Annotated in this window: 15 protein-coding genes; 11 read left to right on the plus strand and 4 right to left on the minus strand. The window is 65.5% G+C overall.

Annotated features, from left to right (window positions below):
* Positions 1–107: 107 nt before the first annotated feature.
* Positions 108–3,836 carry a tetratricopeptide repeat protein gene (locus IVA78_RS32115; protein WP_247421832.1) on the plus strand — a complete coding sequence of 1,243 codons (3,729 nt, stop codon included), beginning with the start codon at positions 108–110 and terminating at the stop codon, positions 3,834–3,836.
* Positions 3,837–4,067: 231 nt separating this feature from the next.
* Here IVA78_RS32115 and fliP read toward each other — a convergent pair whose 3' ends face one another.
* Together fliP and IVA78_RS32125 are read right to left on the minus strand one after the other, a co-directional pair.
* Positions 4,068–4,826, minus strand: a complete 759-nt coding sequence (fliP, locus tag IVA78_RS32120; protein ID WP_247278061.1) for a flagellar type III secretion system pore protein FliP — start codon at positions 4,824–4,826, stop codon at positions 4,068–4,070.
* A complete protein-coding gene (locus IVA78_RS32125) occupies positions 4,823–5,782 on the minus strand; it encodes a flagellar biosynthetic protein FliO (RefSeq protein WP_247421831.1) in 960 nt (319 codons plus the stop codon). Before IVA78_RS32125 ends, fliP begins: the two co-directional genes overlap by 4 nt.
* 352 nt (positions 5,783–6,134) lie before the next feature.
* Between IVA78_RS32125 and flgB the strand changes: the two genes are divergently transcribed.
* The 10 genes from flgB to IVA78_RS32175 all read left to right on the plus strand — a co-directional run bounded on the left by flgB (position 6,135) and on the right by IVA78_RS32175 (position 15,199).
* Positions 6,135–6,539, plus strand: coding sequence for a flagellar basal body rod protein FlgB (gene flgB / locus IVA78_RS32130; RefSeq protein WP_247278059.1), 405 nt, complete (start codon positions 6,135–6,137; stop codon positions 6,537–6,539).
* Positions 6,540–6,575: 36 nt separating this feature from the next.
* Positions 6,576–7,001 (plus strand): flagellar basal body rod protein FlgC, encoded by a 426-nt coding sequence (flgC, locus tag IVA78_RS32135; RefSeq protein WP_247278058.1) that lies wholly within the window; start codon positions 6,576–6,578, stop codon positions 6,999–7,001.
* A 16-nt stretch (positions 7,002–7,017) separates the two neighbouring features.
* Positions 7,018–7,326, plus strand: coding sequence for a flagellar hook-basal body complex protein FliE (gene fliE, locus IVA78_RS32140; RefSeq protein WP_247278057.1), 309 nt, complete (start codon positions 7,018–7,020; stop codon positions 7,324–7,326).
* Positions 7,327–7,482: 156 nt separating this feature from the next.
* A complete protein-coding gene (fliQ, locus tag IVA78_RS32145; RefSeq protein WP_011088555.1) occupies positions 7,483–7,746 on the plus strand; it encodes a flagellar biosynthesis protein FliQ in 264 nt (87 codons plus the stop codon).
* Positions 7,747–7,763: 17 nt separating this feature from the next.
* Positions 7,764–8,534, plus strand: a complete 771-nt coding sequence (gene fliR / locus IVA78_RS32150; protein WP_247278056.1) for a flagellar biosynthetic protein FliR — start codon at positions 7,764–7,766, stop codon at positions 8,532–8,534.
* 13 nt (positions 8,535–8,547) lie between these two features.
* Positions 8,548–9,627, plus strand: coding sequence for a flagellar biosynthesis protein FlhB (gene flhB / locus IVA78_RS32155; RefSeq protein ID WP_247421828.1), 1,080 nt, complete (start codon positions 8,548–8,550; stop codon positions 9,625–9,627).
* A 154-nt stretch (positions 9,628–9,781) separates the two neighbouring features.
* Positions 9,782–12,364 carry a PAS domain-containing protein gene (locus tag IVA78_RS32160; protein ID WP_247449105.1) on the plus strand — a complete coding sequence of 861 codons (2,583 nt, stop codon included), beginning with the start codon at positions 9,782–9,784 and terminating at the stop codon, positions 12,362–12,364.
* A gap of 218 nt (positions 12,365–12,582) precedes the next feature.
* Entirely contained in the window at positions 12,583–13,572 is a 990-nt protein-coding gene (locus IVA78_RS32165) for a Tim44 domain-containing protein (protein WP_247278053.1), read from the plus strand.
* 160 nt (positions 13,573–13,732) lie between these two features.
* A complete protein-coding gene (locus IVA78_RS32170; protein ID WP_247421825.1) occupies positions 13,733–14,413 on the plus strand; it encodes a lectin in 681 nt (226 codons plus the stop codon).
* 78 nt (positions 14,414–14,491) lie between these two features.
* Complete coding sequence (locus IVA78_RS32175) at positions 14,492–15,199, plus strand: glutathione S-transferase (protein ID WP_247278051.1); 708 nt, start codon at positions 14,492–14,494, stop codon at positions 15,197–15,199.
* A 25-nt stretch (positions 15,200–15,224) separates the two neighbouring features.
* Here the strand turns inward: IVA78_RS32175 and IVA78_RS32180 are convergent, their stop codons facing one another.
* Positions 15,225–15,899 (minus strand): isoprenylcysteine carboxylmethyltransferase family protein, encoded by a 675-nt coding sequence (locus tag IVA78_RS32180; RefSeq protein ID WP_247449156.1) that lies wholly within the window; start codon positions 15,897–15,899, stop codon positions 15,225–15,227.
* Positions 15,900–16,016: 117 nt separating this feature from the next.
* Entirely contained in the window at positions 16,017–16,190 is a 174-nt protein-coding gene (locus IVA78_RS32185) for a hypothetical protein (RefSeq protein ID WP_247278050.1), read from the minus strand.
* Positions 16,191–16,547 lie beyond the last annotated feature (357 nt).

A 16,547-nucleotide genomic window follows, 5' to 3' on the forward strand; every position in this document is an offset into this window, starting at 1 on the left:
AATCAAGATATAGCATTAACAAGTCCTTAATTGGCGAGACCTACAGTCGACGGCACCGGCCGGCGCGATTGCCGGCATGGATTGTCAGACCGGAAGAAATGCCGCTAATGGCGCGAAAGGCTGCCGCTGGATTTGTATCGCGAGCCCGCGCCCTGGCGCTGGGGCTGTCGCGTCATATCCGCAACGCGGTGCTCGCGGCCTGCCTGCTGATCGGTTTCGCTGCGCCTGCCCGGGCGGCCGATCCTGTCAGGGGCGAAGCGAGCTTTTCCGCCGGTGGCGGTTTTGCCCGTCTCGTGATCAAGCTCGGCGAGGACGTTCCCTCCGAGGTGACGACGGCCGGCTCCATTCTCGTGATCCGTTTCGACCGGTCCGTCGACGTTCCCGTCGACCGCGTTCCGGAAGGCGCGCCCGACTACGTCAACTCCGCCCGGCGCGATCCCGATGGCGGCGCCATCCGCCTGTCGCTGGCGCGCCGGGTCACCGTCAACACCATGAATGCCGGCGAGCGCACCTTCATCGACCTGTTGCCGGAGGGTTGGAAGGGGCCGCCGCCGAGCCTGCCGATGGAGGTGGTCAAGGAGCTGGCCGAGCGCGCGCGCGTCGCCGAACGTGCGCTGCGCGCCCAGCGCGCCGCGGCCGAGGCCAAGAAGCGTCCGCAGATCCGCGTCCGCGCCTCGGTGCAGCCGACCTTCGTCCGCTTCGTGTTCGAGATGCCCGACGGCGTCGGCGTGTCCTCCGTGCTCAACGAGCAGAAGCTCACGCTCGCGTTCAACGCCAACCTCAATTTCGATCTGGCGGATGCGGTCGTTGCTGCGCCGCCGAACGTCGCCTCGATCAAGCAGAAGGCCGACATCGACCAGACCAGTGTCGAGATCGCTCTGATCGGCGATTCCGACGTGCACTCGTTCCGCGACGAGAAGAACTATATTGTCGACATCGCCTTCCAGCCGGACAGGGGCAGAGCGGCGGCGACCCCCGAGGCGGCGATCGCGCAGGTCAAGCCCGCATCTCACGGACCTGCGCCTGCGCCTGAAAAGCCGGCGGCCGAGAAGCCGAAGGACGCTCATCGCGACATCGTGCCGCCGACGTCCGAGACGATCGCGCGTGAAGCCAGAATAGAGGCAAAGCCCGACGTCAAGCCCGAGGTGAAGCCGGAAGGGCTCGCCGCGATGCCGACGGTCGAAGCGCCGAAACCGGTGCCCGCGACTGAGGCTGCGCACGCTCCGGCAGCGCCCATGGAAGCCTCGAAGCCGGCGCCGCACGTTGCCGAAGCCGCCCCTGCCGAAGCACCGAAAGAGGTTGTAAAGGAAGCTGCGAAAGAGCCGGCCAAGGAATCCGTCAAGGAAGCTCCGAAAGCTGCTCCTGCGCAGGGGCCGGCGGCTGTGCAGCCCGGTATTGCCGGCGTCGATGTGCGCCGTGACAGCGACGGCCTGCGCGTCACGTTCCCGCTTCAGGTCGCAACGCCTGCGGCGGCGTTCCGCCGCGGCGATACGGTCTGGCTGGTGTTCGATACACTGAGGCCGATCGATGTCGAGGCGATCCGCAGCAAGGGCGGGGCGATGATTGGCGAGGTCGGTTGCGTGCCGCTCGACAAGGGGCAGGCGGTTCACATCCGCCTCACCCGTCCGCTGGTCTACTCGCTGACGAGCGAGGAGGTCGGCAAGGAGACCAACTGGCTATTGACGCTCGCCGACAAGATCCAGGCGACGCCGCTGCCGCTGATGATGTCGCGCAACATCACCGATCCTGCGCTCGCCAACATCGCGATCCCCTTCGCCAATCCAGGCCTGCTGCACAAGCTCACCGACCCTGATGCCGGCGATACGCTCTATGTCGTCACGGCGCAGCGGCCGGTGCGTGGTTTCATCAAGCGGCAGGACCTGGTCGATCTCTCGCTGCTGGAATCGGCGCACGGCATCGCGATCCGGCCGAACTCCGACGAGGTCGGGGTCGAGGTCGGCGCCGACAAGGTCATTCTCGGCAAGAAGGGCGGGCTGACGCTGTCGCCGGTGGACATCTCGGCCGAGCGCGCCCCGACCGCGGTGCGCCCGATCTTCAGTCCTGAAGGCTGGCGCAAGGGGCAGTCGGAGAATTTCTGGACGCGCCAGAGCGAGCTGACGACGGCGATCTCGGCCGTCGAGCCCGCGCTGCGGTCGCTGCCGCGGCTCGACCTCGCGCAGTTCTACATGTCGCGGGCCATGTATCACGAGGCCAAGGCCGTGACGGACCTGATGCTGAGCGATCCCCTCAACAAGGAGGAGAGCGGCGCGCTGATCATGCATGCGATCGCGAACATCCTGATCGGCCGGCCGGCGCAGGGCCTGAAGGACCTCGCCAGTCCCGTGATCGGCAACAGCCATGATTCCCAGCTCTGGAAGGCGCTCGCCTATGCGCGCCAGGGCAAATGGGCGGACGCGCGCGAGAAATTCAAGAACGTCGAGTTCGCCATCGCCTCGCTGCCGCTCGACATCCAGCGCATCGTGACGATGGACGCGATGCGCGCCGCGCTCGAGGTGAAGGACTATGCCGGCGCCTCCAAGCGCCGCAGCGAGCTCGAGGTGGTCGGCGTCTCGCCCGAAGCTGCGCCCGGCTTCGCCGTGCTGCGGGGCCGGCTCGCCGAGGCACTCGGCCACGACAAGGATGCGCTCGACGACTACAAATACGCGGTCGCCTCGAGCGACCGACCGGCAGCGGCCGAGGCCAAGCAGCTCGAGGTCGCGCTGCGCCAGAAGCGTGACGAGATCGGCAAGGAAGAAGCGCTGCGCGAGCTCGAGACGCTATCGATGACCTGGCGCGGCGATGCGATCGAGGTCAAGACGCTGCAGATGCTGTCGCAGCTCTATGCCGAGAACGGGCGCTACCGGGACGCGCTCACGGCGGCGCGCACCGCGACGAAGCTCCAGCCGAACGCGGAAGCCTCGCGCCAGGCGCAGGATCTCGCCTCCGACCTGTTCACGCAGATCTTCTTAGGACCAAAGGGCGACGATCTGCCGCCGGTCGAGGCGCTCGGGATGTTCTACGAGTTCCGCGAGCTCACACCGATCGGCCGCCGCGGCGACGAGCTGATCCGCCGTCTCGCCGATCGTCTCGCCTCAGTCGATCTGCTCGACCAGGCCGCCGAGCTTCTGCAATACCAGGTCGATCACCGCCTCGAAGGCGCCGCCCGCGCCCAGGTCGCCGCGCGCCTTGCCATGATCTATCTCGCCAACCGCAAGCCCGACATGGCGATCACCGCGCTGCGCGCGAGCCGCATCAGCGATCTCGCCGGCGAGCTCAGGCAGCAGCGCCTCCTCCTGGAGGGGCGGGCGCAGAGCGACGTCGGCCGTCACGATCTGGCGCTCGATATCGTCTCCAACGTCTCCGGGCGCGAAGTGCTGCGCCTGCGCTCCGATATCTTCTGGGCCGCGCGGCGCTGGCGCGAATCCGCCGAGCAGATCGAGCTCTATTACGGCGAGCGCTTCCGTGACTTCAAGCCGCTCAATGCGGTCGAGAAGAGCGACATCATCCGTGCCGCAGTCGGCTACGCGCTCGCCGACGATTCGATCGGCCTGTCGCGCTTCCGCGAGAAATACGCCCCGCTGATGAGCGAGAGCGCCGACCGTCTCGCCTTCGACATCGCCAGCAAGCCCGCCGCGGCCTCGAGCGCCGAATTCGCCGAGATCGCCAAGCTTGCCGCCAGCGTCGATACGCTCGACGGCTTCCTACGGGAGATGAAGCAGCGCTTCCCTGACGCCACCGCCCGCGCACCTAGCGCGCCGCAGGCCAAGGACGAGACGGACCACACCGGCTCGCTGCCCACGATCCCGGTCGTGCGGCAGATCAAGATGACGCGGTAGGGGACTGATGCCGCGCGAAGCGCGGCCTGTGAGAGCGCCGCATTCTCCGTCATTGCGAGCCACGGGCCCGCGCGAAGCGCGGTCCGATGACAGGCTCAGTCGAAGCAATCCAGAGTCTTTTCGCAGCGGCAGTCTGGATTGCTTCGTCGCAAGGGCTCCTCGCAATGACGGGGAGAGGCCAGCGCTGGAGTGGAGAGGATCCGTCGCGCGAAGCTGCCGCCGAACGCCCCATCACCCCCCGTAGCTCTGCACCAGGCTTCCCGCCACCAGCGACCAGCCGTCGACCAGCACGAAGAAGATCAGCTTGAACGGCAGCGAGATCGTTGCTGGTGGCAGCATCATCATGCCCATCGACATCAGCACTGAGGCAACGACGAGGTCGATGATCAGGAAGGGTAGAAACAACAGGAAGCCGATCTCGAAGGCGCGCTTCAGCTCGGAGATCATGAAGGCGGGGACCAGGATGCGCAGTGCGAGATCGTCAGGCGTGGCCGGCAGTGCCTCGCCGGAGAGATCCAGGAATAGCTTGAGGTCCTTCTCGCGCACGTTCTTCTGCATGAAGCCGCGCAAGGGCACCGAGGCGCGCTGGAGTGCGTCCTCGACGCCGATCTGGTTGGCGACGAGCGGGCGGATGCCCTCGTCGTAGGATTTCTGCAGGACCGGTCCCATCACGAAGAAGGTGAGGAACATCGCCAGCGCAATGATCACCGAGTTCGGCGGGGCGGTCGCCGTGCCCATAGCCGTGCGCAGCAGCGACAGCACGACCACGATGCGCGTGAACGACGTCATCATGATCAGGATCGACGGCGCGATCGACAGCACCGTGAGCAGGGCGATGAGCTGGATCGCCCGCTCGGTGACGCCGCCGCCACCCGGACCTCCGCCGAGATTGATGCTGATGTCCTGCGCATGCGAAAGGCTCGCGAGCGAGGCCGCGCCGATTAGGACAGAAAGAAAAAGAACTCTACGCGGGAGGGCCGGCAACCTCACGAAGACGGCTTCGGACGGCCGAGCAGGGACGCCATCTCGTCTTCCAGATTTTCAAAGCTGGTCTTTTCCGTGGCCGGCTTTGCGGGCGGGGCCGGTGGCGCCGGCGGATCGCTCCGTGCCGCGCGTGGGGGAGCGGCCGGCGGTTCCGGCGCAACCGGAGGCGCGACCGTCTCGCCGGCCGGGCGCCGCAGCGCAGCTTCGAGCCGCTGGGCCATTTCGGCGAGATTCTGCTCGGCGCTCGTGGCGGCCGGGGCAGGGGCCGGCGGAGCCGCCTGTGGAATCGGTGGAGGCGGCGGCGGCGCCGCACGCTCGGCGCGCACCGGCGGCACCTTCCCCGGGTCGTTGTGGCGCGGCGGACGCGGCATCAACGGCGGCTCGCTGCGGGCGATGCGCGGCGGCAGCGGCTCGGGCCGTGGTTCGCGCTCGGGCCGTGGCGCGATCGGCTCGGGCGGGAAGCCGGCCAGGGGATCGCCGCGGCGCTCGGCCGGCGCGGGAGCGGGCCGGCGCACCTCGTCGGCGAAGGACGGGCGCGCGGGCCGTGGCGGCGGCTCGGGCATTTGCGGCTCGGGGTGATCGAGCAGTTCGGGTCGCGGCGCTTCGTCGGCCCAGGCGCCGGAATCGGGCATGGGGGCGAGGCGCGGCGGTTCGGCAGCGCTGGAGCGCTGCGGAAACTGGTCGCGGCCGGACCCGGCGCGAACGATATTGGGCTCGACAACGATGTCCGTCGGGCCGCCGATCATCAGGAGATGCTCGACATTGTCGCGCCGGACCAGCACCAGGCGCCGCCGGCCGTCGACGGCGGCGGCATCGATCACGGCGAGTCGGGGCATCCTGCCGCGCTGGGTGTTGGCGCCCAGCCGGCTGCTGGCGAATCGGCGAACCAGCCATGCAGCGACGCCGATCAACGCCAGAACGACGATGAACGCGACGATGAAGGTGATAGGGCTGCCTTGCATACTTGTCCCCGACAAATGGCGCTTTTCTCGTGCCCGTGGTCAGACGCGCCAACCACCGGCATACGATGCCCCAAACTGCGATCTCTTAACGTTCCACGGCAAGTTTTGCCGTCCCCAACTCTTAATAACCCATGAATCGCTCGATCCAAAACGACTTCTTGGCCCGTGTACGCGCCGCCAAATGGTTGGGTTAATGCCACTTTTGGAAAGGTCGAATCGGAACTGCCCGCCTGTCGTGTCCATCGGGGAACCGGTGCCTGTGATGTCTTTAACCAGCTGTTAACCATACAGGCGGCAAATTCTGCCTAGCTTCGGATCTCAAGGTCCGCAAGGGGTGGAAGGAGCCGCAACGATGTCCATTAACGACCTCCCGGTGCTGTCGGCGCTTCGGACCAAGATGCAGTGGCACCAGGAGCGCCAGCGCGTCCTGTCCGAGAACGTCTCCAACTCCGATACCCCCAAATTCCGGCCCCGCGACTTGGTCGAGCCTAAGCTCGACAGGACCGGCGCCGTCACAGGCTCGATGGGGCCGCTGGCCCTTGCCCGCACCAGCGCCTCTCACATGACGCCGCTAGGGGCGGCCTCCGCATTCGACCAGAACAAGAATGCGGGTTTTGAGACCCGCCCTGCCGGCAACGCCGTCAATCTCGAAGAGGAGATGATGAAGGCCGCCAGCAACCAGATGGACTACGCGGCGGCGACCTCGCTCTATTCCAAGAGCCTGCGTCTGCTCAAGACCGCGATCGGCAAGGGCTAGAGCATGATCCCGGAACGGAAGAGCTAGAGACGCATCATGGCCAATGACAGCAGCGACTTTGCCCGCTCGATGGCGATCGCGACCTCCGGCCTCCGGGCGCAGGCCGGCCGCATGCGGGTGATCTCGGAGAACATCGCGAACGCGGATTCGACCTCGCAGACCGCTGGCGGCGAGCCCTACCGGCGCAAGGTGCCGACCTTTTCGTCCGCGCTCGACCGCACGCTCGACGCGCAGGTTGTCACGCTCGGCAGGATCAAGCCGGACCAGTCCAACTTCCGCGTCAAATACGAGCCGAATAATCCGGCCGCCGATGCGAGCGGTAATGTCAAATATCCCAACGTGAACTCGGTGGTCGAGATGACGGACATGCGTGACGCGCAGCGGTCCTACGAGGCCAATCTCAATATCATCAGTGCGACGCGCCGGATGATCCAGCGCACGCTCGACATCCTCAAGAGCTGAACAGGACATCTGAGCCATGGCATCACCGACAATCGCCGCCAATGCTTACGCCAATCTCGCCCGCGTGCTGGAAAACAGCGGTGCCGGCAAGGGCAGCGAGCCCACCGGACAATCCTTCGCTTCACTGCTGAAAGACGCGGTCGGCAGCGTCATGGAGTCCGGCCGCAAGTCCGACGCGCAGACGGTGGCGATGGCCGCCGGCAAAGCCAACGTGATGGACGTGGTGACGGCGGTTGCCGACACCGACGTCGCGGTGTCCACGCTGGTTTCAGTCCGCGATCGCGTGATCGCGGCCTATGAGGACATCATGAAGATGCCGATCTGATTTCGGCCTCCGTCGTCATTGCGAGCGCAGCGAAGCAATCCAGAATCTTTCCGCAGACGGCAGTCTGGATTGCTTCGCTACGCTCGCAATGACGGGGAGAGAACATTCCCTCCCGTCAGAATGATGAGGATGAGACTTGAACAAAGGAACTGTGTCATGACCGGACCCGAAACCCTCGACGTCGCGCGCGATGCGATCTGGACCATCGTGATCGTGTCGTCGCCGCTGATGGTGGTCGGCCTCGTGGTCGGCGTCATCGTGTCGCTGTTCCAGGCGCTGACGCAGATCCAGGAGCAGACGCTGATCTACGTGCCGAAGATCCTGGCCATCTTCGCCACGATGCTATTGGCGCTACCGTTCATGGCCGACTCGCTCCATGCCCACATGCTGCGGATCTCGTCGCGAATCATCGGCGGCTGAGGCACAATGCGTCGGTCATGCGCATCGACATCTCGCTGCTGCCGGCGCTTGCCGCTTCCTTCATGCTCGCCTTCGCCCGGGTCGGTGCGATGGTGATGCTGCTGCCCGGCCTGGGCGAGACCAACATTCCGACGCGGATCAAGCTGTCGATCGCGCTGCTGCTCACGCTGATCATCCTGCCGCTGCATCGCAATGCCTATCAAGTCGACATGGGCTCGCTCGCGCCGCTCCTGGTCCTCATGCTGCATGAGATCGCGATCGGCATCGTGCTGGGTGCGACCGCCCGTGTGACGCTCTCGGCCCTGCAAGTCGCCGGCTCCGTGATCGCGCAGCAGATGGGACTCGGCTTCGTCACCTCGGTCGATCCGACGCAGGGACAGCAGGGCGTGCTGGTCGGCAATTTCCTGACCATGCTGGGCGTGACATTGTTGTTTGCCACCGATAGCCATCATCTGGTGATCGCGGCGCTGAACGACAGCTACACGATCTTCGCACCGGGCGAGACCGTCTCGAGCGGCGATGTCGCCTCGCTGGCAACGCGGGCCTTCGCCGCCGCCTTTCGCCTCGGCTTGCAGCTCTCCGGACCGTTTCTGGTGTTCGGCCTCGTCTTCAACATCGGGCTCGGGGTGCTGGCGCGGCTGATGCCGCAGATGCAGGTCTATTTCGTCGGCGTGCCACTGTCGATCTTCGCGGGCTTTCTGGTGCTCGCCGTGGTGCTCACGGCGATGATGGGTACGTATCTGGATTACTTCATCGGTGTCATGCACCAGATGATGCCGCTCAAATGATAGGGATCGATCGATGGCGGAGGACAACGATCCGGAGAGTCAAACAGAAGACCCGACGCAAAAGCGCCTCGACGATGCACTCGAACGTGGCGACGTCGCCAAGAGCCAGGAGATCAACACCTGGTTCATGATGGCGGGCGGCACGCTCGTGGTCTCGACCTTCTCGGCCTCGGTCGGCAGCGGGCTATTGACGCCGATGCGCAACCTGCTCGCCAATTCCTGGATGATCAAGACCGACGGCAGGGCTCTGCTCGCGCTGATGCAGCAGATCGAGTTCGCCGTGCTCGCCGCGATCGGCGTGCCCCTCTTGATGCTGGTGCTGGCGGCGATTGCCGGCAACATGCTCCAGCATCGCCTGGTGTGGTCCGCCGAATCGCTGAAACCCAAATTCAGCAAAATCTCGCCCGGTGCCGGCTTCAAGCGCATCTTCGGCAAGCAGGCGGCGGCGAACTTCCTGAAAGGTCTCGGCAAGCTGATCGGGCTCGGCGTCGTCATGGCCATGATCCTGTGGCCGGAGCGGCACCGCATGGAAGCGATGGTCAAGCTCGATCCGGCTGCCATGCTCGGAGCCACCATCAGCATGACCATCCATCTGCTCGGGGCAGTGGTGGCGGCGCTCGCGATCGTCGCCATCGCCGACTATTTCTTCCAGTACCGAAGCTGGTTCCAGCGGCAGAAGATGTCGCTCCAGGAGATCAAAGAAGAGTACAAGCAGTCCGAAGGCGACCCGCACATCAAGGGCAAGATCCGGCAACTGCGGCAGCAGCGCGCCAAGAAGCGCATGATGGCGGCGGTTCCCAAGGCCTCCGTGATCATCACCAACCCGACCCACTATTCGGTGGCGCTGTCCTACGAGCGCGGCATGTCGGCGCCGGTCTGCGTCGCCAAGGGCGTCGACAACCTCGCCTTCAAGATCCGGGAAATCGCGCGCGAGCACGACATTCCGATTGTCGAGAACGTGCCGCTCGCCCGCGCGCTCTACGCCACCGTCGACATCGATGAGGAAATCCCGACCGAGCACTACCATGCGGTCGCCGAAGTCATCGGCTACGTCATGCGGCTGAAGCGCGGATTCAGCGCCGGGCGGGGATAAAATGCCCGGAAAGTACCGGAAATGGCCGTAATCTGGGAATCAGCGTACCTTTCGCCCCTGCTGCCCTTGCGCCTTCGGGTCCGATTCAGGCAGGGAGGACCCTGCGCGCCCCGTAGCGCGTTGATTCTCTGCCGACAGGCTACGCCAGCGTGAAATGACTGCTGAGACCGACCACGACCTGTCACGCGAGCCCGTTGCGGCGCATGAGCCGTCGCCGCGCTCGGGCAGCATCGCGCTCGTGCTGCTGGTGGCCGCCGGGCTCGTCGCGGTCGCCGTCGGGCTGATGACGCTTGGGCGCGCGCAGGCGCAGCCATATATTCTCGGCATCCTCGCCGTGCTGGCGATGGTCGGCCTGTTCAACCTGTTCGCTTTCGCCGCCGGCATCATCCGCTTCGCCGACCGCAATCTCTACGATCCCATCATCGGCCGCATCTCCGATCACGCGTTCGACGGGCTCGCGGTCACCGATGCGCGCGGCCATGTGGTCTATTCCAACGCGGCCTATCTGACGTTGACCGGCGCCACCGGTCCACAGGACGTGCGTCCGGTCGAGCGCGTCTTTATCGGCAACCCCGACGTCTCCGAAGCCGTGTTCCGCCTGCTCAAAGCCGCCCGCGAAGGCAAACGGCAGCAGGAGGAGGTGCGCATCTCCGGTCATGACGGCAACCAGGGCCGCTGGCTGCGCATGCGGGTGCGCCCGCTCGGCACCGGCAAGCGCGAGGCGAAATATGCGGTGTGGTCGATCGCCGACATCACCCGCGATCGGGAGCGCCAGGAGGACGTGTTCCAGGAGCTCCAGCACGCGATCGAATATCTCGATCACGCGCCGTGCGGCTTCTTCTCGGTCAATCCGGCCGGCGAGCTCGCTTATGTCAACGCGACGCTGGCGAACTGGCTCGACTACGACCTCGCCGAGATCGGCTCGGGCGGATTGAAGCTTACCGACATCGTCTCCGGCGACGGCGCCTCGCTGCTGACCTCGATCGTGGCGGTACCTGGCGAGGTGAAGACCGAGGTCTTCGATATCGACCTGCGCATGCGCACGGGCAAGACCATGCCGGTGCGGCTCTATCACAAGCTTGCCTTCGGCGCCGACGGCGCGCCGGGGCCGTCGCGCACGCTCGTGATCAGCCGTGCCCGCGACGAGCGCAGCGATCCCGACCGCGCCGCCGAAGTGCGCTTCATGCGCTTCTTCGACCACACGCCGATGGCAATCGCGACCGTCGACCGCGCCGGCAACGTCGTGCGCTCCAACGCCCGCTACGCCAAGCTTGGGCAAGCCTTGGGGCTCGACAGCGCCTCTAAGTCGATCTTCCGCGCGGTCAGTTCGCGCGACCGGCACCTTTTGATCGCGGCCATCAACCAGGCCGCCGAAGGCCAGGCCGACGTCGCGCCGGTCGAAGTGGCGCTGGAAGGGACCAAGGAGCGCTGGGGCCAGTTCTTCGTCACGCCGGTCGATTCGGCCGAGAATGACGCGGAAGCCGCGATCGTGCACATGCTCGAGACCACCGAGCGGCGCGCGCTGGAGAACCAGATCAACCAGTCGCAGAAGATGGAGACCGTCGGCCAGCTCGCCGGCGGCATCGCCCACGACTTCAACAACGTGCTCTCCGCCATCATGATGGCGAACGATTTCCTGCTGAACGCGCACAAACCGACCGACCCGTCGTTCCAGGACATCATGCAGATCAAGCAGAACGCGACGCGCGCCGCCACCCTGGTGCGGCAGCTGCTGGCGTTCTCGCGTCGGCAGACTTTGCGGCCGCAGGTGCTCGATCTCGGCGATGCTTTGAGCGATCTTACCATGCTGCTGCGCCGGCTGATCGGCGAGAAGGTCAAGCTCGATCTCGTCCACGGCCGCGACCTCTGGCCGGTCAAGGTCGACGTCTCTCAGTTCGAGCAGGTGATCGTCAACCTCGCGGTGAACGCGCGCGATGCCATGCCTGATGGTGGCAAGCTGATCATCCGCACCGCCAACGTCACCAGCGACGATGCCGGCAAGCTCGCCTACAAGGGCATGCCGGCCGCGGACTATGTCCGGATCGAGGTCGCCGACACCGGCACCGGCATCCCCGCCGACATCCGCGACAAGATTTTCGAGCCGTTCTTCTCCACGAAAGAGGTGGGCAAGGGCACCGGCCTCGGGCTTTCCACCGTTTACGGCATCGTCAAGCAGACCGGCGGTTTTATCTACGTCGATTCCGAACCGGGGCAGGGCACCTCGTTCCATATCTTCCTGCCGCGCCATCATGCGGAGCCGGAGCTACAGGTCGAGCAGCCCGCTGCCGTGGTCAGCGCGAGCCATGGCGCCGCGAAGGACGCCGCACCGGCGGCGGAGGCCAAGCCGCGCACCGATCTCACTGGCCAGGGCACCATCCTTCTCGTCGAAGACGAAGAGGGCCTGCGCGCCCTCAATGCACGCGGCCTGCGCTCGCGCGGCTACACGGTGGTCGAGGCCGAGAACGGCGTCGAGGCCATGGAGGTGCTGGAGGAGCAGAGCGGCGCGATCGATCTCGTCGTCTCCGACGTGGTGATGCCGGAGATGGACGGCCCGACGCTGCTGACGGCGATGCGGCAGAAGAACCCGGATATCAAGTTCATCTTCGTCTCCGGCTACGCCGAGGATGCGTTCGAGAAGAGCCTCCCCGAAGGCCAGCAGTTCGACTTCCTGCCAAAACCGTTCACGCTCAGCCAGCTCGTGGCGGCGGTGAAGGAGACGATGACGAAGGCGGGATGAGGCGCGTCCTCTCCAGTTATTCCGCAATGACGAGGGGAGAAAGCGGAAATCGCATTGCAAACCCGCCGGTATCCAGCGACCCCCGTTCCCCCGTTTACTCGGCCAAACCTCGCCAAATATGGGCTTTTGCCACATCCCCGCGACTGAGGGCCGCAGCCACAGGTTCCGAAACCCGCTTCACTTTTCGGGAAGTCTGCCCATCTTAAGCGCACGTCCCCATGCCGGGGATTTGGGAAACGCACATGACTTTCTCGCAACGCTCCCGCAGTGTCTTCAAGGCGATTGCCGTCGTGCTGGCGCTTGCGCTGCCGACCGCGCTGGCGATCTCGTCTGCCGACGCCCGCGCTGGCGGCGGCTTCTCCTCGGGTTCGCGCGGCTCGCGGACCTATTCGGCGCCGCCATCGACCACGACCGCGCCGGGCTCGACCTCGCAGTTCAACCGCACCTACACCCAGCCGGGCGCAGGCATGAATTCGGCCGCGACCTCGCCGGCGCGCGGCGGCCTGTTCGGTCGCGGCGGCGGCTTCCTGGGCGGCCTTGCGGCCGGCTTCCTCGGCGCAGGCCTGCTCGGCATGCTGTTCGGCGGCGGTCTGTTCGGCGGCCTCGGCGGCCTGTCCTCGATCCTCGGCCTGATCATCCAGATCGCGCTGGTGGTACTCGTGGTACGGCTGGCGATGTCCTGGTGGCAGCGCCGTCACTCGCCGCAGGCGGCCTATGCCAATGCTGATGCGGGCGCAGGTCCCGGACCGCAGCCGAACTATCGCAGCGGTCTCGGTGGCTTGGGCTTCGGCGCCAACAACGCGCCGCTCGAGATCAAGCCGGACGACTATGAAGCGTTCGAGCGCCTGCTCGGCGAGGTCCAGGCCGCCTGGTCGAACGAGGACGTCGCCAAGCTGCACACGCTCGCGACGCCGGAGATGGTCTCGTACTTCGAGCAGGACCTCGCCCAGAACCGCGCGCGCAACGTCGTCAACAAGGTGACCAACGTCAAGCTGTTGCAGGGCGACCTCGCGGAAGCCTGGCGCGAAGGCGAGACGGACTACGCCACGGTGGCGCTGCGCTTCGCGCTCACCGACAAGACGGTCGACCGCAACACCGGCGCAGTCGTTGCCGGCAGCGAGCAGCCGGGCGAGGCGACCGAGATCTGGACGTTCGCCCGCCGGCCGGGCACCGGCTGGGAATTGTCGGCGATCCAGCAGACCAACTGATCGCTCGTGACATGAGAAACCAAGGCGTCGTGCTCCGGCACGGCGCCTTTTCTTATGCGCGTCTCTTCTTTGGGGCGCCTCGCATCGCCGCATCGGAATAAGCACGCGTGCGTCGGGTTGAAATCAGGCGGCCAAACGACAACCACAACAGGAGGACACCATGATCCGCACCGCGAAATCCTCGACGATTTCAGGCCTCGCACTCGTATTGGCCTTGCTTGCGGCCCCATCGGCGCTGGCGCAATCGGCCGACATGACGTTTTTCGTGACCTCAAGCGGCCTCGGCAAGGGCGCCGATCTCGGCGGCCTCGAGGGAGCCGACGCGCACTGCCAGAAGCTCGCTCAGGCCGCCGGCGCAGGCAACAAAACCTGGCGCGCCTATCTCTCGACCCAGGCCGCCGACGGCAAGCCGGCAATCAACGCCCGAGACCGCATCGGCAAGGGACCGTGGCAGAACGCCAAGGGCGCGGTGATTGCCAAGGACGTTGCCGATCTGCACAGCCCGGCCAACAACCTCACCAAGCAGACCGCGCTCAGCGAGAAGGGCGAGGGGATCAATGGTGTTGGCGACCAGCCAAACCGGCATGACGTCCTCACGGGATCGCAACCAGACGGCACCGCGTTTGGCGGTCCGGACGATCGCACCTGCAAGAACTGGACATCGAGCACACAAGGCGCCGCGATGGTTGGCCATCTCGATCGACGGGGCTTGCGCGACGATGAGCCCTCGAAATCGTGGAACAGCTCTCACCCGTCCCGCGGCCCCGACGGCGGCTGCTCGCAGGCCGATCTGAAGAGCACCGGCGGCGACGGCCTGTTCTATTGTTTTGCGGCGAATTGAGGCGCGGAACTCCTTCTCACGTCATGGCGTTCGTGGTTGCGTACTGCACTTGCCGCAACGCAATCACGGACGGTCTCCATGAAATACGAGCTCTATTACTGGCCCGAGATCCAGGGCCGCGGTGAATATGTGCGGCTGGCGCTGGAGGAGGCGGGCGCCGCTTATATCGACGTCGCACGCGGGCCGGGCGGAACGGCTGCGATGATGAAGATAATGAATGCGCGTGAAGGCACGCCGCCCTTTGCCCCGCCGTTCCTGAAAGCGGGCAAGCTCGTCATCGGCCAGACCGCCAACATCCTGCTCTATCTCGGTGCCCGCCATGGCCTTGCGCCGAAGACCGAAGGCGGCAGGCTCTGGGTGCACCAGCTCCAGCTCACCGTCACCGACCTCGTCGTCGAGATCCACGACACCCATCATCCGCTCGGACCCTCGCTCTATTACGAGGACCAGAAGCCAGCGGCGAAGAAGCGCACCGCCGATTTCTGGAGCGAGCGCGTGCCGAAATATCTCGGCTATTTCGAGCAGCTTCTCACCGAGAGTGGCGGCACCTATGTCACCGGCCGCCGACTGACCTATGTCGATCTCTCGCTGTTCCAGATCGTCGCGGGGCTCCGCTATGCCTTCCCCAGGCGCATGAAGGCGTTCGAGACGGATATTCCGACCCTGGTCGGCCTGCACGACCGCATCGCTGCGCGGCCGAACATCAAGGCCTATCTCGAAAGCGACCGCCGCATTCCCTTCAACGAGCAGGGCATCTTCCGCCGCTATCGCGAGCTGGATAATTAGCCGGTCGGACGGCAGTGGATTGCCCTCACCAGAGGCCCGGCACGAGGCGATAGCGCACCCGCGCCGCATAGTCCGCATAGCCCGGCAGGCCCTCGCGCAAGGTGCGCTCCTCGATCCCGATGCGGACCGCAAACAGAGCGGCGAAAAGCGGCAGCATCGCAAGTCCCCACCACGACCCCAGCAGCAGCGGCACGCCGGTGAAGAACAGGATCATGCCGCTGTACATGGGATGGCGGACATGGGCGTAGGGGCCGGTCGAGATCACCCGCTGGGCGCGCTCGGCCTGGAGCTTCACCACGGGGGCGGCAAACGAGTTCTCGCGGAAGACCCACATTGTGAACAGCGTCGAAGCCAGGAACAACACGAGGCCGAGGATCTGGAACGCAACCGGCATCTCGGAGGATTGAATGCGTCGGTCGAAACCTATCAGCGCCAGCCAGGCGAACATCGTGATGACGAAGACAGTCACGAAGATCTTGTCGGCGGCGGGCTGATCCCGTTGTAGAACCGGCCGCAGACGTTCGGCGAGCAGCGCCGGATCGATCCGGTAGAGCCACCAGCCGCAGAGCGGACCGAGCAGGGCAGAGGTGGCGAGGAGCACCCAGGCCGAAGGCCAGTGCCACGTTCCGGCGGAGGCGAACAACAGCGCGCCCATGCCGACGACGAAGATCGTGTTCTGCAACAGGAAGCGTGCGATCATGCGCAGGATCCCGGGATGACCGCGCCCGATCATGGTCCCGCTATCCGGCAAAGATGCGGCCGGATGCACCAAAGGCTCGATCGACCGGATCGGGCGCTTCTGCCTTGGCAAGCCTGATCAGGCGAGCTGATCGATCCGCGTGCCCTGACCGGGCGGCAACGGCGCGGGCGGCTGCGGCTTATAGGTCGGATCCTCGTCCTTGACCTTGGCCTGATCGTCCTGCTGCTTGGTCGTGTCGTAGTTCGGAACCACGATCGCGATCGGCGGCGGCGCAACGGTAGAAACCTTCATCCGCAATCCTCACACATGGAAGCAATCGAGCCTGCCCTGTGAGGAGCGAAATTTCCTTCAAGGCAATTGCTAAAATGCGAGGGAATTGGCGCGGTGGGATGCGCTCTCTTTGCTTCCGCGAGTGCAAGATTTGAAAGGGGCGCGGCTCTCTCCACCGTCATTGCGAGCGTAGCGAAGCAATCCAGTCTATCACCGCGGAGGGACTCTGGATTGCTTGGCTGAGCCTGCCATCGGGCCGCGCTTGGCGCGGGCCCGTTGGCTCGCAATTGTCGATGTTCAATAATTCGCTGATTGGATCGCGGTGGTCTTGGTAGCGGCGAAGGCCTTGGGAGTTTGTCCTGCCAAGGCCTGATGGGG

The sequence above is a fragment of the Bradyrhizobium sp. 137 genome (assembly GCF_023074095.1).
In the GTDB taxonomy this organism is placed as follows: Bacteria; Pseudomonadota; Alphaproteobacteria; order Rhizobiales; family Xanthobacteraceae; genus Bradyrhizobium.

Excerpts from the sequence above, each read along its gene's own strand:
- IVA78_RS32180 (WP_247449156.1), bottom strand. The coding sequence starts at position 15,899 with ATGATCGCACGCTTCCTGTTGCAGAACACGATCTTCGTCGTCGGCATG.
- IVA78_RS32115 (WP_247421832.1), top strand. The coding sequence starts at position 108 with ATGGCGCGAAAGGCTGCCGCTGGATTTGTATCGCGAGCCCGCGCCCTG.
- IVA78_RS32160 (WP_247449105.1), top strand. The coding sequence starts at position 9,782 with ATGACTGCTGAGACCGACCACGACCTGTCACGCGAGCCCGTTGCGGCG.
- IVA78_RS32125 (WP_247421831.1), bottom strand. The coding sequence starts at position 5,782 with ATGCAAGGCAGCCCTATCACCTTCATCGTCGCGTTCATCGTCGTTCTG.
- IVA78_RS32175 (WP_247278051.1), top strand. The coding sequence starts at position 14,492 with ATGAAATACGAGCTCTATTACTGGCCCGAGATCCAGGGCCGCGGTGAA.
- IVA78_RS32185 (WP_247278050.1), bottom strand. The coding sequence starts at position 16,190 with ATGAAGGTTTCTACCGTTGCGCCGCCGCCGATCGCGATCGTGGTTCCG.
- IVA78_RS32170 (WP_247421825.1), top strand. The coding sequence starts at position 13,733 with ATGATCCGCACCGCGAAATCCTCGACGATTTCAGGCCTCGCACTCGTA.
- IVA78_RS32165 (WP_247278053.1), top strand. The coding sequence starts at position 12,583 with ATGCCGGGGATTTGGGAAACGCACATGACTTTCTCGCAACGCTCCCGC.
- fliE (WP_247278057.1), top strand. The coding sequence starts at position 7,018 with ATGGCATCACCGACAATCGCCGCCAATGCTTACGCCAATCTCGCCCGC.
- flgB (WP_247278059.1), top strand. The coding sequence starts at position 6,135 with ATGTCCATTAACGACCTCCCGGTGCTGTCGGCGCTTCGGACCAAGATG.
- flgC (WP_247278058.1), top strand. The coding sequence starts at position 6,576 with ATGGCCAATGACAGCAGCGACTTTGCCCGCTCGATGGCGATCGCGACC.
- fliQ (WP_011088555.1), top strand. The coding sequence starts at position 7,483 with ATGACCGGACCCGAAACCCTCGACGTCGCGCGCGATGCGATCTGGACC.
- flhB (WP_247421828.1), top strand. The coding sequence starts at position 8,548 with ATGGCGGAGGACAACGATCCGGAGAGTCAAACAGAAGACCCGACGCAA.
- fliR (WP_247278056.1), top strand. The coding sequence starts at position 7,764 with ATGCGCATCGACATCTCGCTGCTGCCGGCGCTTGCCGCTTCCTTCATG.